The sequence below is a fragment of the Paenibacillus sp. IHB B 3415 genome (assembly GCF_000802655.2).
Taxonomy (GTDB): domain Bacteria; phylum Bacillota; class Bacilli; order Paenibacillales; family Paenibacillaceae; genus Paenibacillus_AQ; species Paenibacillus_AQ phytohabitans.
The window spans coordinates 48928-63535 of sequence record NZ_JUEI01000016.1; the positions used below are offsets into that span (position 1 = coordinate 48928).

15 protein-coding genes are annotated in these 14608 nt (G+C 52.5%); 12 read left to right on the forward strand and 3 right to left on the reverse strand.

From position 1 onward, the window contains the following. The first annotated feature begins 42 nt into the window (after positions 1–42). Entirely contained in the window at positions 43–321 is a 279-nt protein-coding gene (locus tag QW71_RS08955; protein ID WP_039296361.1) for a hypothetical protein, read from the forward strand. A gap of 127 nt (positions 322–448) precedes the next feature. After that, on the forward strand, positions 449–847 hold the full coding sequence (locus QW71_RS08960; RefSeq protein ID WP_039296554.1) for a thiol-disulfide oxidoreductase DCC family protein: 399 nt from the start codon (positions 449–451) through the stop codon (positions 845–847). 107 nt (positions 848–954) lie between these two features. Here the strand turns inward: QW71_RS08960 and QW71_RS08965 are convergent, their stop codons facing one another. Next, positions 955–2145, reverse strand: a complete 1191-nt coding sequence (locus tag QW71_RS08965) for a copper amine oxidase N-terminal domain-containing protein (protein ID WP_039296364.1) — start codon at positions 2143–2145, stop codon at positions 955–957. A gap of 294 nt (positions 2146–2439) precedes the next feature. Here QW71_RS08965 and QW71_RS08970 point away from each other — a divergent pair, with 294 nt between their 5' ends. The 10 genes from QW71_RS08970 (at position 2440) to QW71_RS09015 (ending at position 13169) form a co-directional block, all read left to right on the forward strand. Beyond that, positions 2440–3597: a hypothetical protein gene (locus QW71_RS08970; RefSeq protein WP_039296366.1), complete on the forward strand. Its 1158-nt coding sequence runs from the start codon at positions 2440–2442 to the stop codon at positions 3595–3597. Next, positions 3594–4865: a CpaF family protein gene (locus QW71_RS08975; protein WP_039296368.1), complete on the forward strand. Its 1272-nt coding sequence runs from the start codon at positions 3594–3596 to the stop codon at positions 4863–4865. Before QW71_RS08970 ends, QW71_RS08975 begins: the two co-directional genes overlap by 4 nt. A gap of 62 nt (positions 4866–4927) precedes the next feature. After that, positions 4928–5719 carry a type II secretion system F family protein gene (locus QW71_RS08980; protein WP_039296556.1) on the forward strand — a complete coding sequence of 264 codons (792 nt, stop codon included), beginning with the start codon at positions 4928–4930 and terminating at the stop codon, positions 5717–5719. A gap of 18 nt (positions 5720–5737) precedes the next feature. Beyond that, positions 5738–6610 carry a type II secretion system F family protein gene (locus QW71_RS08985; protein WP_083442478.1) on the forward strand — a complete coding sequence of 291 codons (873 nt, stop codon included), beginning with the start codon at positions 5738–5740 and terminating at the stop codon, positions 6608–6610. A 13-nt stretch (positions 6611–6623) separates the two neighbouring features. Then, positions 6624–6812, forward strand: coding sequence for a Flp1 family type IVb pilin (locus QW71_RS08990; protein ID WP_039296374.1), 189 nt, complete (start codon positions 6624–6626; stop codon positions 6810–6812). Next, entirely contained in the window at positions 6809–7474 is a 666-nt protein-coding gene (locus QW71_RS08995) for a TadE family protein (protein WP_039296377.1), read from the forward strand. Before QW71_RS08990 ends, QW71_RS08995 begins: the two co-directional genes overlap by 4 nt. Before the next feature lie 338 nt (positions 7475–7812). Next, positions 7813–9888, forward strand: a complete 2076-nt coding sequence (locus QW71_RS09000) for a hypothetical protein (protein WP_052769941.1) — start codon at positions 7813–7815, stop codon at positions 9886–9888. Between the two features lie 15 nt (positions 9889–9903). Next, positions 9904–10869 carry a TadE/TadG family type IV pilus assembly protein gene (locus QW71_RS09005; protein ID WP_039296380.1) on the forward strand — a complete coding sequence of 322 codons (966 nt, stop codon included), beginning with the start codon at positions 9904–9906 and terminating at the stop codon, positions 10867–10869. 27 nt (positions 10870–10896) lie between these two features. Continuing rightward, positions 10897–11409, forward strand: coding sequence for a prepilin peptidase (locus QW71_RS09010; protein WP_039296383.1), 513 nt, complete (start codon positions 10897–10899; stop codon positions 11407–11409). A gap of 41 nt (positions 11410–11450) precedes the next feature. Further along, positions 11451–13169 carry a DUF6382 domain-containing protein gene (locus QW71_RS09015; protein ID WP_039296387.1) on the forward strand — a complete coding sequence of 573 codons (1719 nt, stop codon included), beginning with the start codon at positions 11451–11453 and terminating at the stop codon, positions 13167–13169. Here QW71_RS09015 and QW71_RS09020 read toward each other — a convergent pair. After that, positions 13160–14065 (reverse strand): TIGR01777 family oxidoreductase, encoded by a 906-nt coding sequence (locus QW71_RS09020; RefSeq protein ID WP_039296389.1) that lies wholly within the window; start codon positions 14063–14065, stop codon positions 13160–13162. The genes QW71_RS09015 and QW71_RS09020 overlap by 10 nt on opposite strands. Positions 14066–14116: 51 nt before the next feature. Further along, the gene (locus tag QW71_RS09025) at positions 14117–14581 is read right to left on the reverse strand and encodes a DUF2621 domain-containing protein (RefSeq protein WP_039296562.1); all 465 of its coding nucleotides are present in this window, start codon (positions 14579–14581) and stop codon (positions 14117–14119) included. Positions 14582–14608 lie beyond the last annotated feature (27 nt).

Below are 14608 nucleotides of genomic sequence, written 5' to 3' on the forward strand. Positions count from 1 at the left end.
TGTGCTATTAACTACCAAAAATTTAAATAATGGGTGATGAAGATGTCTTACAGACCGAATATTACGAATGTGACCAAAGCCAGCAGCAATGATAAGGAAGGATTGTACGAGTTCATTATCAAGCTTGCTGACGGAACGGAGTGCCGCGCGTTCTACAATCGGTTTCCGGAATGGAAAATGACGAACATCAGCCGCCTGCTCAAGACGCCATGTCCGGTATGCCGCAAAGATTTCATCTGCAGATGCATGGATTCCTTCACAGCTGATTTCGAAGGGCAAATGATCGGGGACGAGTGGATTAACAAGGCAATTGCTGAATAATTACACGTACGGACGTTGTAGGCGCGGGAGCTATCCCGCGTTTTTTGTTTTTTTTCAGAAGAGGATATGAAGGGTACACTATGATTAAGAGGAAGGGGGCGGCGAAGTGGCTGAAGAGTACAAGGAAATGCAGGGTAAATCCATTGTGCTGATTGATGGAGTCTGTCATCTGTGCCAGGGGCTGGTCCGGTTTATTGTTCCCCGTGATCCCCGGGCGAACTTCATGTTCGCCTCCTTGCAGAGTGAGGCGGCCAAGGAATTGCTGAGGGCTGGCAGCCTGCCCGGCAATCAGTTAAACACAGTGGTGCTTGTGGAGAACGGCAGCTATTATACAGAGTCGGCTGCAGTGCTGCGGATTGCCCGCAGACTGCGGTTTCCGTGGCCGCTCGCATATGTGTTCATCCTGGTGCCGAAACCGCTGCGTAACGCCTTGTACAGGCTTGTGGCAAGGAACCGCTACCGCTGGTTCGGCAGGGATGAGCAATGTCTGCTCCCGTCACCGGATCTGAAGCGGAGATTCCTGTAGCGGGAAACCGGGTTTAATAAAAAGCAGTGCCGCCTCTCAGAGGACGGCACTGCTTTTTGGTAAGAAGATTTTGACACAGATGAATTCCGTGCTTCCTGAACGGGGCCTTACGGCTTCAGAGGTTCTGTCTTAAGCATATAGCTCTGGGAAAGCTTCCATTTGCCGTCAGCAGACTTCTTCAGGGTTGTCACAGTGGTGGAGCGGCTATCCGGTAACGCAGGACCGCTTAGTTTCTTGGTCGTCTGCACCAGATATAAGGAGGCTTCATCGGCTGTATAATCAATGATCTTGGAAGAATCGATAGCGGAATCCAGATCATAGACCTGGAACATCTGGGCATACACCTGTTTGGTCTGAGTATATGCGGGAGAAGTCTCGTCAATGGTCGAGAGCAGGCCGTCCAGGTTCTCTTTGTTGGTATAATCAAAATTAGCCTGAACCACAGCATTGATCAGATCTTCGTCAGCTTTGGGGACCGAAACTGCTGCTTCGAGTGTCCCCTCCGGAAGGGAATACTCTATTGCTTTGATCTGCAGATTGCTGATCTGCCACTGTGTGCTGCCGGTACTCCGGGTCAGGGAATAGATGTACTCAGCTTTGCTGTTCAGCATAAAAGCACCGCCGAGCTTCTTGCTGGTTTCGATCGTCTGCACAGTTGCTTCACTCTTCTGCACATCAATAATGTTCAGCTGCTCAATGGTGGTCTTGGTATCATACTCCGCCATTTGTTCCTCAAGCTGCGGACCAATCGCGGTTAGCGGAGATTGCGGATCGATAAGCGACACGAAACCTTTGGCATTCTCATTATTCAAATAGTCGGCATACTTATCGAAGAGGGCTGAGATTTCTTTGGTGGATGCAGCAGTGTCTACTGCGCTGGTAATCGCTACGGTATTAGCTTTGGCATCCCAGCTCACCTGGTTGCCGGTAGCTTCACTGACGAAGCGCAGCGGGACATACGTCACATTATTAATCATCCGGGGAGCGGATACCAGCGACTTGACCGTTCCATTCACGCTGGCTTTTTTGCTGCCGATCTGCAGCTTGATGCTCAGGCCTTCCTTACTGGCGGTGACGGTGCTGGTCTTGGCATCCCAGGTAAGCTCCAGGCCCAGCTTCTCGAAGATCGGGCGCATAGGCACGAGGATAGAATCGTTGTCTTTGACCGGCGAGCTGGAACTCAGGTTCAGCTTCTGCTGATCAATCAGGACTGTAATAGGTTGTTCTGCTGCGGCAGCGGATAAGCTGACTGCACCGGATAAGGCAAGAACGGCAAGGAATCCGGGAATTAGTTTCATAATTGTGAAACTCCTCTCTATAATCTGGACTAACTTATGTATGTACGTATGTATTATAAAGGTACGCGGAGAATGATCACATATCCCTTGCAGGACATGTAAGGTAGGGGGATTCTGGGGGGTTCACTCGGATATTGGTAAAAAAGATATTGCTGAGCTCTTATATATATGCTACTATAGCTGTAAATTATAGGAACAGTAACGGAAGCACCGTTCAATGACCGTATCCCACGGTTATTGGCGGTGCTTTTTTTGCTGCCATTTTTGCCAATATTCTGAGAGGAGAGTGATTTCATGACGGCAAGAATTGTACTTGCAGTCCGGGAGAGCGAGTACATTGAACCGCTGCTGCATTATCTTCACCATAGTGAGTATGGGGAAATGCTGCGGATCACAGCGTTCAGCAGGCTGGACACTTTTATGGAATTTATGAAGGGAGACGAGATTCCGGATGCCGTTGCCGGTGACCCTTCCTTCATTGAAGCCTGGCTGGTGGAAGGAAGGAGCACGGTTCCGTGGGCAGTGTTGAGTGATGCGGGAGATCTGCCGAATGCCGGTAATGTGGCAGGAGGAATGAGGATTGCCAAATACCAGGCGCTTCCCTCGCTGCTGGAGTCCGTTCTCCAGCTGTGTGATCTGAAGCGGGTCAGGACTGCTGCTGCTCCCAAGGAGCAAACACTGCTGCTGGGGGTTGTCTCGGCAAGCGGCAGCAGCGGCAAAACAACGCTTGCCCTGAATATGGCGAAGCAGCTTGGTGCACTCGGCCTCTCGGTGTTCTACCTCAACCTGGAGAGTGTGGACAGCAGCGGATTATATCTGCGGATGCCGGGCGGTAACGCTCCGGGCTTTGAACGCCTGCTCTACGAACTCAAGGCTGGGGGAGAGAACAAGGGAGGGAGGGGGAAGCCCTTATGGAAGGATTATGCGTTCAGGCATGATAGCCTGCGTTGTGATGCATTCAGACCTGTGGAGAATTTCAGGGAAATGCTCCAGATGTCACGGCAGGATACGCTGGAGATATTAGAAGGGCTGGCTGCGTCCGGAAGCTATGATGTGATCATTGCGGATACCGGAAGCATTGAGGAGGAGCGGGCTCAGGCTGTATTACACAGATGCGGACTCCTGCTGTGGGTACTGAAGAATGAACAGGTAAGCCGGCACAAGACGGAACGCTGGCTTACCTACTTCGACAGCCCGCATTCCGGCATGCCCCCGGAACTGAGAGCCAGGAGCAGATTCGTGATGAACTGCTGTTCGGATGCGGTGAATGACAACCCGGCGGATGCCCGAACCGGGCTGGCGGGTACACTTCCGTATATTCCTTCCTGGGGGATGCAGCATTACGGAGAGCTGTGCCTGAGCTCACCTCAATTCATAGCGGGAGTACAGCAGCTCTGCAGAAGCATAATTGAACCGGCTTTGCCGGGCGTATTTACCGGGAGTTCTGCATGAATGAAGAAATGTTCAGAGCACTGCGCAGCGACATCCGGGCAGGGCTGGACGTTACTTCGGCCATAGGAAACCATGAGCTTGCCGTTTTTATTGAACGGATTATTCTTGGACGGGACAATCTGCAATTTTTGACGGCCAAGGAGAAGCACGAGCTGGTGAAGAAGCTGTTCGACTCCTTCCGGGGGCTGGATATCCTGCAGCCGCTGATAGATAATCCGGCCATTACCGAGATTATGATCAACAGCCATGAGGAGATCTTTGTGGAGGAGGACGGCATGCTCCGCAGACTGCCGCTGGCATTTGAATCCAGAAGCCGGCTGGAAGATATTATCCAGACTGTAGTCTCAGGCGTTAACCGGGTGGTGAATGAGTCTTCGCCAATTGTAGATGCCCGGCTGCAGGACGGTTCGCGTGTCAATATCGTGCTGCCGCCTGCTGCGCTAAGGGGCCCGGCAATGACTATCCGCAAGTTCCCTGAGACGCCTATGACCATGGGCGAACTTGTGAAGCGTGAAGCGCTCAGTCAGGAAGCCGCAGAGCTGCTGCAGATTCTGGTAGCGGCCAAGTACAACATCTTCATCAGCGGGGGGACAGGCTCAGGAAAGACTACCTTTCTGAATGCCCTGTCGCAGTTCATACCGCCGCAGGAGCGTGTGATTACGGTAGAGGATTCTGCGGAGCTGCAGATTGTCACGGTCCCGAATCTGGTCTCGCTGGAGACCAGAAATGCCAATACGGAAGGAAGGGGCGAGATTACCATCCGCGATCTGATCCGCACTTCACTGCGGATGCGGCCGAACCGTATTGTTGTTGGTGAGGTGCGTGGAGCAGAGTGCCTGGATATGCTGCAGGCGATGAATACCGGCCATGACGGGTCGTTATCAACAGGCCATTCCAACAGTGCGCATGATATGGTCAGCCGGTTGGAAACTATGGTCCTCAGTGCCGCGGAGCTGCCGGTAGCTGTAATCCGTCAGCAGATCGGGTCAGCGATTGATATATTCGTACATCTCTCACGGCTGCGGGACCGTTCGCGCAGAGTCATGGAGATTTGTGAAGTTGCGGGTCTGCGAAGCGGAGAGGTCGAGCTGAATCCGTTATATGAATTTCGGGAAACCGGAGAACGGGATGGCCGGGTACTGGGCGGCCTTGCCGCCTGCGGCAATCCGCTGCTGCATACAAACAAACTGCGAATGGCCGGACTCAGTGATTATTCATTGATGCGCTTCAGCGCAGCCAGCCGGAAACCAGAGGAGGTTATGTCCTGAATGCCTTGAAGAACAGAAGCCAGAGTGTACCCAAAGCGGATAGAAGGATATTCGGGAAAGGAATAAAGCCGGTTCAGCCGCCTGGCGGGTCTGCTGCGGGCGAACAAGCGGTGCTTCCGGATTATACCCGGTACGAATTGAACGCCATGCAACGAATTCTGGTCATTGTGACGGGTGGTGTACTGTTATTTGGCCTTGGTTACCTGTTCTATCATCATCTGCTTCTCTCTGTGCTGCTTGTGCCGGGCAGTGCAGCCGGCCCACGCCTGCTGCGCAAATACCTGCTCCAGCGCCGGCGCTCAGCGCTTAATCTGCAGTTCAAGCAGATGCTTTTCTCGCTCTCTTCATCGCTATCCGCCGGACGGTCGGTAGAGAATGCATTTCGCGAGGCGGTGCTTGATCTGCGGATGCTTGACCCGGAGGGCAGCGGTGACATGATCGCTGAGCTGAATATTATCTGTACCCGCATGGAGTACGGGGAGCCGGTAGAAGAGGCACTGTATGATTTCAGCAAAAGGGCAGGCATGGAGGATGTGGAACGTTTTGCAGATGTATTCATGGTCTGCAAGCGGACGGGCGGGGATCTCGTGGAGATCGTGCGCCGCACTTCTACAATTATTGGAGAGAAGCTGGATATTCAGCAGGATATTGCGGTCAGTATTGCCCAGAAGAAATTTGAGGCCAAGGCCTTACTGGTCTCTCCGCTGATGATGGTGATGTTCATGAGCCTGACAGCGGGAGACTATATGCAGCCGATGTATACAGGTGCTGGAATAGCGGTCTCCACACTGGCGCTGATTGCCTTATTTCTCTGCTATCTCTGGACCTCCAAGATCATGGATATTCCATTGTGAAGAGGAGGGATGGTTGACATGTCACTGTTATGTGCTGCAGTCATGCTTATCTTCACCGCCGGCTGGATGATTCTGCGCTTCAAATGCGGCGGCCGCTACGCATCGCTGCGTGAGCTGCCCATGGCAGGGCTCCGGCTGCGGTGGCTGGGCGAGCCTATCCTGCTGCTTGTGGAGAAGGGGAAGGTCGTTAGCCTGATCCCGGCAGTAATGTTCAAAATTCAGCGCTCACTGCAGCGGATCTACGGCATGCGCCATAGCGCAGAAAGAACTTTGCTTTTCATGGGAGAGATGTTCAGCTACAGCTGGCTGTTGATCACAGGAGGCAGCGCACTGACCTTGTTTACGGGTGAGCAGGCGGGAATCTCAATTGGCGGCCTCTTGGCGGTGCTACTTCCGGTTGCGATGGTCAGTGACCTGCACAAGAAGGTGCGGCTGCGGGAGCAGCTAATCCTGCTTGAGCTGCCGGAGCTGCTGAATAGTTTAGTCTTGCTTGTTGGTGCCGGCGAGACGGTGCAGCGGGCGATTCTCCGCTGTGTCAACAGCCGCCTGGGAGACAACGCCCATCCGCTGTATGCTGAACTGCTGAAGATGACAGCGGAATGGGAAGGCGGCTATTCGTTCCAGCAGGCGTTTGAGAACTTCAGTAAACGTTGTGCGGTGCAGGAAGTCTCCATCTTCACAACTACAGTACTGCTAAATTACCGCAGAGGCGGAGCTGACTTTGTTCTGTCGTTGCGTGATCTGTCGCGGATGCTCTGGGAGAAGCGGAAGGCTATCAGCCGGACACACGGGGAACAGGCTTCCTCAAAGCTGGTCTTCCCGATGGTGATTATCTTCTTAATTGTGATTGTGCTGGTGGGGACACCGGCGCTGATGATGTTAAAAATGTAGGAGGTAGAAGCATATGATGACGCTGATTGCAGAAGGTGTGAGGAGTTTTTGGAGAGATGAAGATGGACTGGGCACGCTTGAGATGATACTGATTATTGCGGTGTTGATTGCGGTAGTGCTAGTGTTCCGTGAAGAGATTGTAAAGGTAGTTAAGGACTTGATCAGTACTGCCGGAGATAAGAGTCAGGAAGTATTTGAGTGATCCCTCTGCAGGAAGAGGAGGGAAGCTTCACAATTGAGGCTTCGCTTCTGCTGCCGATCATTATGTGCATCACAATGCTGCTGCTGTTTTTCTCCCTCTACAGCTATCAGAAGTCGATGCTTCTGCAGGTGGGCTCAGCTGCAACCGAACGTGCGGCCTACAATTGGGAGAATAGCAACAGGGCGGTGGATGGGGAATTCGCGGCAGGCAATTATGATCCTCTGTACTGGAGAATCAGCGAAGATGGATTATTGGGGTCCTTGTTCGGAAAGGGTGCACAGAATGGTAGTACGGCAATTGTACTGCCTGATGAAGCGGGGGATGGGGGCGAATTGCCCTTAGTGAAGCTGCGGCAAGCTTCGAAGATTGTCCCGTTGAATCTGACGGGAGAGCTTAGCTACACTTACGGACTTACAGGCCGCAAGATCAGTGCTGAATTAAAGAAGGTGTTGAGTTTGCCGGTCTTGGATGAATTATTGGCGGATGAGGCGGTTCCCGAGGTTTCTGCCAGCTCCTATGTTACTGAGCCTGTTGAGTTTATTCGAACCGTAGACCTCATGCGTTACTACGGGTCCAAGTTCAAGAATCATTCATCCGGCAGCAAGGAGGACACTGGCATGGAGAAGAAGAATGCTGCCCTCATGCTGGACAAGCTGCACTAAGCTGCCCATAACTCAGCGGGACTGGTTCAGGGGATGGGGCTGGAGGGAGGTGATAACGGATGCTGCATTCCAAGGAATGCAAGTTATTCAGCAAGCTTCCTAGCCCGAGCCGCTGCCGGAATTACGCAAGGCGGAGCGGAACTAGGAACAGAAGTAGCAACAGAAGTAGCGATAGTAATAGAACCGGAAGGTTAGTGAGGTGTACTTTCAGATATCTGCATACAACTGAAGGATCTGTCTCTATTTTTTTGATTATGATATTGGCTTTCGTATTTCTTTTCACCACTGTGCTCATAGATTACGCGCGAATTGCGGCTGTGAATGTGCAGGAGGAACGTTTGGCGAGAGCCGCGATCCGCTCCGTGATGTCCTCTTATGATATTACTTTACGGGACCGGTACGCTCTGTTCGCCTTCGGCGGTAACGATGGAAATCAGCTGCTGTCCAAGGTGCTGAACGATAATCTGTATGAGAGCGGGCGGGCAGATGCGTTTAATCTGCTGCCGGTTAAGCTGGATTCCTCTTCGCTGAACTGGAGCCGGCCGCTTGGCAGCTATGATATCTTCAGGCGGCAGATTATAGAAGAAATGAAGTATAAAGCACCTGTTGATTTCGCACTGGAGCTGGCAGGAAAGCTGAAGCCCCTGTCTGCGGCAATGACGGAGGCTTCACAGACAACACAGATACTGGGAGACCTGCAGCCTTTATATACTCAGCGTGAGGAAGTATTGGAACTTATGCTGCAGAAGAGAAGGGAGGCCGCTGACAGTACAGTGAAACTGCAGAAGCTTCTGATGAATCCTCCTGCTGATCATATATATCCTACTGTGCTGGGCTCCATTGCCTCTGCAGCGGATATCCCGGCGATGTATAACGATTATTTCGCCAAATATTACGAGGATTTGTTCCGGGATACTAAAAAATCGCCGAAGTACTCAGGTGTTCTATCGCTGTATAGAAATCAAGTATCAGATTTGATCAGCCGGATACCTGGTGTTCTGGCTGAGGTTCAGGCAGACCATAAATCCCGGTTACAGGAGGCCAGATCAGCACTTACGAAGGCTGAGGATTTAAACCGGCAGATGAAAAGCATGCTCGATCAGTCAATGGCTGCCGCAGATACTGCCGGAAATGATCCTGCGCGGAACTGGGACATCCCGGAGAGCGCGGAAGAAATGAATTCAGAACCTCTCAGGAAGCTGAGGGAGCAAGCAGCAAGCCTTATTCTCCCATCATCCGAGTTCATTACTATGGACAATAATTTAGGGGAACAGGAACGGGCTGCAATGACCCTGGAGCCGGAAGTATCCGGATTACCAGCCGTATTGAGTGCATTATCAGGAGCAACTGGAGAGTATTCAGGCATGGTTACAGGTGTTCTGAATGCTTCAGGGACAGTTCATAGTTATATACAGAATTATGGCGAGCATGGATCCATTATTACAGCTGAGGCCGCGCAGATTGATGGCCGCAGGACTTCGGACAGTGGGCGCAGGCAAACGGAGCAACAGGCCAAAACCAAGCTCGGGGAGGCCATGAAACTGCTTAATGAGATCCGCGGTCTGGGTGAAAGCGCAGAAGAAGCCGTGGAACGGTACCGTAGTCTGCGTCAATACTACGAGGAGAATGTCTCTTTCAATGAGGGTATAGAGCAGGAAGCGGCAGTTACCGAGAATAGCGGTGATCAATATACTGCCGGAAAATCATCGATGAAGAATATGGACGGCTTGTACTCAGCGATGAGCAGTGTTCTGGAAGGCGCCAGGGACAGATTGTATCAAACAGAGTATTCAGCAATGTATTTCCGTCATTTTGATCTATCGGCGCTGACTCCGCTGGCTTCCGGGTCTGCGGAAGGATTCGGAGAAAAGCTCGGGGAACAACTTGATCCTCAGGCTCAGGAGCTGGAGTATATTCTGTATGGCTTCTATAATCCTGCCGGGAATGTAGCAGCGGCTTATGGGGAGATCTTTGCCTTGCGGCTGGCCGTACGGACTATGGAGGGAATGATAGAGAAAGCCAGTCTGGGTAATCCGCTGGCGGTCCTGGCTGCTGCACTTTTGTATGGAGTTGAACAGACTGTTCAGGACATGCTTCTGCTCTGCAGGAACGGGGAGATTCCCTTATCCAAATATATGACCGCGAAGCTTACATATCGTGATCATTTGCGGCTGTTTCTTCTGCTGCATGGAGGAGGGGAGGAGCAATTGGCCCGGATGCTTGCACTTATCCGCCTGAATACCGGCACTGATCCGGCGGGTAAGTTCACGTATGCCTCAGCAGAACTCACAATGGGCATGCCGCTGTGGTTTCTCCCTGGAGTAGTGAAGCTGGTGGATTATAGTGCAGGACTCTCCGGGGACGTCCGGGGTAAGAATTATTTCAGGAAAGTAGGGGCCGACTTTTCTTATTGAAGGAGGATTGGCCGAATGAAGCTCTGTCTGCGGAAATCGCCGGGCCCGCGTGATGAAGGCAGCATGGTTGTAGAAGCGGCGCTGGTTCTACCCATGTTTCTGTTGTTTGTCCTGTTCCTGATCTTTATTGTGCAAATGACACTATATTCTACGGCGCTGCAGAGCACGGTATCCGATACGGTTAAAATAGTCTCGGCGCATATGTATCCTGCGGCTTTGGCCGCACAGCAATGGGATGATGCGGAGAACACAGATTCGTCCGCTGGCTCTGCCTCCCCGGGTGTATGGAGTATTCCGCGGTTGTCGCTTGCCGAATGGAGCGAGAATTATATGAAGGAGCTTCCGGAACCTATGGAATCTTGGGTCAGCGCTGCAATCCAGCAGGGAGAAGGGCCGCTCCAGAAGGTGCAGGCCGGAGCTTCCGAGGCCGTACTGGATATAGCACTTAAGCCTATGCTGAAGCCGTATCTGTCTTCGGACTGGCTTGAATACAGCCGGATTCATGTGTCCAATGTTACCGTCCCTGATCTAAATAAAGGGATGCATCCCTACTTCGGACTGGTAGTCAGCTATGACTTGCCGATGAAAGTTCCGTTCCTGAATCAGAAGATTGTACTTGAGGCCAGTGCAGTCGAACGCTTATGGATCGGCAACACAGATGTATCCGGAGATGGCGGTGCAGCCGGACCTGATGAAGAAACCGGCACCATTATCATCCTGGAGAAGCCTAATCCGGGCGTGGCGAACCATCAGGGCCTGATAAAGGTTAAGGTGCCTCCGGGCGCTTCGGCGAACCTGGCTATTTTTTACAAAAGTGGTCAGAGCACGGCCAAATATCTGGGCTGGAAGCAGGCGGATGAGAACGGATATATCGAATGGGAATGGAAGATAGGCGTAAATACAACACCGGGGACCTGGCCCTTCGTCATTTGTTTGGCTGACGGCACCTCCTTGGAGGCGACTTTTGCAGTTGTGAAATAACTGAAGTTTACGGGAAGGGGAGTGCGGATGACAGAATGGGCTTTTTGGGGCTGCCTGCCGTTCCTGACAGCAGCATTATTCACGGATATACGCTGGATGAAGATCCCTAACTGGATTACATTGCCTGCACTGGTTGCAGGAATATCCCTGCAGGTGATTATGAACGGCCGGCATGGACTGCTCTTATCTCTGTGCGGTGCAGGTTCGGGGTTTCTGCTGCTGCTGATCATGTATTTCATCGGGGCAGTGGGGGCTGGAGATGTTAAGCTTTTTGCCGGAATTGGTGCCTGGACTGGTGTACTGTTCTCCCTGCAGGTAATTGTGTATTCTGTGCTGTTGGGAGCCGTTGTCGGCTGGATCATGATTCTCTTCAGACGGGAAGCAGGCCGGAGGGTACGCGGTATGTTAAGCAGAACAGCGGGATTCCTGCTGCTCCGTAATACGGATATGTTCAAAAAAGGGCAGGGGAGTGATCTGCTCCGGTTTCCTTTTATGCTGGCTGTTTTTCCGGGATTTATCTGTGCGTACTATTATTTCTGACTTGAGGTTTGGAGTTTTAACAGCTCAGGAGGTGAAGCTGCTTGTTTGGACTGGAACGTGATTTCGTGCAGCAGGATGGGATAACGATGCTGCTCGGCAAGCCTGAGGGATTGGCGGCAGGAGAGCTTAACATGGTTCAGGCCCGCATGCTGATGAACACCGGTATTCCGCATCATCTGCGGCTGCTTCTTAGAGAGATAGACCTGCAGGTGACACTGGAATATACCGTATCAAGACGAAAAATGCTGGGGACTCTGCTCAAAAGTGAGAGGCTGAGCATGCTGGAATTCTTCGGGCTGCTGCTGCAGATCGCTGCAGGAATGGAGGAGGGGCGCCTGTATATGCTGCGTGCAGAGCAGTACGCGTTGCATGAAGATTACATCTTCATTGAGGGACCGTTAAACAGTGGAAAAGTGTTCCTTACCTACCTTCCACTGCAGCATACAGAATCAGCTGTAAGTCCGGGGGAGTCATTGAGATCGCTGATCATGGTTTTTATGGCGGCCATCCACGAGCTGTCTGGCGACGGAATGCAGCGGCTGCTGCAATACTGCGGGGAGGAGGCTTTCAGCCCTGCAGGGCTTAAGGAACTATTAGCAGAATTGCTGACAGGGGCAGACCAATACAGGGCTCCTCCTGAAGCCATGGGGCTGGTTCAGGGGAAGCTGGTAGGAGCGCCGATTCGGTCAGCAGACAGAATGGAACAGCCTCCGCTCCGTAATCTGGAAGAGCCAAAGACGGCTTTCCCGGGGAGAGCAGCCTTCGCGTGGGAGCAAGAAGATAAGGAGAGTGTGCCTCCTGCTTCTGGACAGGCGCCAGATCAGGCTCCATGGATGAGCGGCGCACCGCGGCTGAAGCGGAAGGATGGGGGAGCAACCGGAGAACAGCTGATGCCTGATATGCCTGAACAAACCCTCCAAGCTGCTGTGGACGGAACATCATCGTATCGGACGTATATTGTACTTGGTGCAGTGCTGTGCGATGCGTTGTTATGGAAGTTTCTCTATTTAAATAATCCCTTGACGCTTTGGCTCGCGGTCTGTGCAACAGTAACTCTGGGGCTGGCAGTTGTATGCTGGATGGTGTGGAGCGGTAGGATTACCCGGGGCGGATCTGAGGAAGAGGAAGAGGAAGAGGAAGAATTTTTGGAGGAGGGGACAGAGGACAGGAAGGGTACAGGCCGGAAGCTGAGGAATGAGCTGGAATGGGATTTTGGCAGAAATCCGGTAGCGCCGCTCCGGACTTCAGCTCCCGCTTACATGCGTTCAGAACAAGCATCATCTGCTGAAATCTCTTATCTAAGGGGGACAATGGCAGGTGGACAGGGTACAGCTCCGGAGATTGCCGAGGAACGGATTCATGTGAAAGAAGCGCCTGCTGCAGTAGCTGCCACAGCGCTGCTAATCCGGGAACCGGAACCGGTCAAAGGGGGCGGGCTCCCATCCAGCGGGCGGGCAGTTCCTTATCTGGAAAGAAGCGAGGCGGATGACGGCGGAACTCCTGAGAGAATTGAACTGAACCGCCCCAGCTTCATTATTGGCCGCTCTTCAGAGGTCGCCCAGTATGTAGAGACATCTGAAGGGGCATCGCGGGTGCATGCCGAAATTTCCAGAAGCGCCGGCGGGTATATCCTGAAGGATCTGGACTCCAGGAACGGCACACTTCTCGCTGGTGAGGTTATGGTTCCTTATAAAGAGTATCCGTTGACCGAAGGAGCGGTGTTCACGATTGTTAAGGGCTGCTATACGTTTCACACTTGAGATTTCAGCTGTTCAAGCGCCGGCTGCAGGGTTGGATAGGTGAACGTGAAGCCGTTATTCACTGCTTTGGAAGGAAGTACGCGCTGTCCCTCAAGCAGAATTTCCGACAGCTCACCTACGGCAGCCTTCAGCAGAAATGCCGGGACGGGGAACCAATGTGGACGGTGATAGACTTTGCCGATCATGCTTCCGAATTGTTCGTTCGTAACCGGCTGCGGAGCAGTAGCATTAACAGGGCCTTCGATCTCAGGATGAAGAATGCAGAATTCGATTAACCGGACGATATCCGTCAGGTGAATCCAGGACAACCACTGCTTGCCGCTACCGATTCTGCCGCCGAAGCCAAGGGAATACGGCAACCTCATTTTGGGAAAAGCACCGCTCTCATTGCCCAGCACAACGCCTGTGCGCAGTTTGACCAGCCGGCAGCCGGAATATGCTTCATCGGCAGCCTCTTCCCAGGTCTTGACGACTTCTGAAGGGAAGTCTACAACGCGGGTTGGAGAAGATTCATTATAGGTATCCTGCCGTGAAGTCCCGTAAATGGCGACAGCAGAGGACTGGACGACTACCTGGGGCTTATGCTGCAGCGACTGCAGCAGCTTCCCTGCTGCGGTAACGGTTTCCAGCCGCGATTTCATAATCGCCTGCTTGCCGCTTTGAGTCCAGCGCTGGCTAAGGGAAGCTCCGGCAAGATTAACCAGTGCATCTGCGCCTTCGGCAGCTTCGGGATTTGATTTCAGACTGTCCCAGGTAAGATAGCTCAGACCCGGATGAGATCGTGGGTTCGCCGGAAGCTTGCGGCCGACACTGATGAGCTGATGCCCGCTTTGCAGCCAATATTCGGTCAGCTCGCTGCCGATGAAGCCGCTGCCTCCGCAAATGATATATTTCATAGGGGGTGCTCCTGTTCTGGACGCCTGATAATGGCGTGACCTGATTAGCAGTTATTTGACTAAATGTTTATAAGGTGTGTAGTCGATGCCGTTCTTTTCCAGGAAGGTAACCAGAAAGCGGTTGTCGCGCCGTGGTGTGGCTATAATATAGCCTTTGATGCAGTGCTCACGGGTTACCTCCGGAGCGTTGCTCTCCACGGCAATTCTGCCGATCTCGGCAGCAATGGAATGTTTGGCGATGTCGCGGAAGGGACTGGGTACCGGCTGAAGCAGCTGGTCCAGAAAAGCCTTCATCTCGTCGCTCCATAGTGGACGGCTGCGTTCTACCCAGTAATTCTGCCAGTCCAGCTTGGACTTGCCGTCAGCCTTGGGCAGCACCTTCAGAAATTTGCGGAACATAAAATAGCCGCCGATGCACATACAGCCCAGCAGTAAAAAGGTCCAAAATGCGATGGAATTCATAAACCAATTGCTCGGAGCTGCAGATAACAAGCTTGAGGGTGAATGAAAATGCATGTATACACCGCCTTTGACAATGATGAT

Excerpts from the sequence above, each read along its gene's own strand:
- QW71_RS08985 (WP_083442478.1), top strand. The coding sequence starts at position 5,738 with ATGTCACTGTTATGTGCTGCAGTCATGCTTATCTTCACCGCCGGCTGG.
- QW71_RS08965 (WP_039296364.1), bottom strand. The coding sequence starts at position 2,145 with ATGAAACTAATTCCCGGATTCCTTGCCGTTCTTGCCTTATCCGGTGCA.
- QW71_RS08970 (WP_039296366.1), top strand. The coding sequence starts at position 2,440 with ATGACGGCAAGAATTGTACTTGCAGTCCGGGAGAGCGAGTACATTGAA.
- QW71_RS09025 (WP_039296562.1), bottom strand. The coding sequence starts at position 14,581 with ATGCATTTTCATTCACCCTCAAGCTTGTTATCTGCAGCTCCGAGCAAT.
- QW71_RS08975 (WP_039296368.1), top strand. The coding sequence starts at position 3,594 with ATGAATGAAGAAATGTTCAGAGCACTGCGCAGCGACATCCGGGCAGGG.
- QW71_RS09020 (WP_039296389.1), bottom strand. The coding sequence starts at position 14,065 with ATGAAATATATCATTTGCGGAGGCAGCGGCTTCATCGGCAGCGAGCTG.
- QW71_RS09010 (WP_039296383.1), top strand. The coding sequence starts at position 10,897 with ATGACAGAATGGGCTTTTTGGGGCTGCCTGCCGTTCCTGACAGCAGCA.
- QW71_RS09005 (WP_039296380.1), top strand. The coding sequence starts at position 9,904 with ATGAAGCTCTGTCTGCGGAAATCGCCGGGCCCGCGTGATGAAGGCAGC.
- QW71_RS08990 (WP_039296374.1), top strand. The coding sequence starts at position 6,624 with ATGATGACGCTGATTGCAGAAGGTGTGAGGAGTTTTTGGAGAGATGAA.
- QW71_RS08955 (WP_039296361.1), top strand. The coding sequence starts at position 43 with ATGTCTTACAGACCGAATATTACGAATGTGACCAAAGCCAGCAGCAAT.
- QW71_RS08960 (WP_039296554.1), top strand. The coding sequence starts at position 449 with ATGCAGGGTAAATCCATTGTGCTGATTGATGGAGTCTGTCATCTGTGC.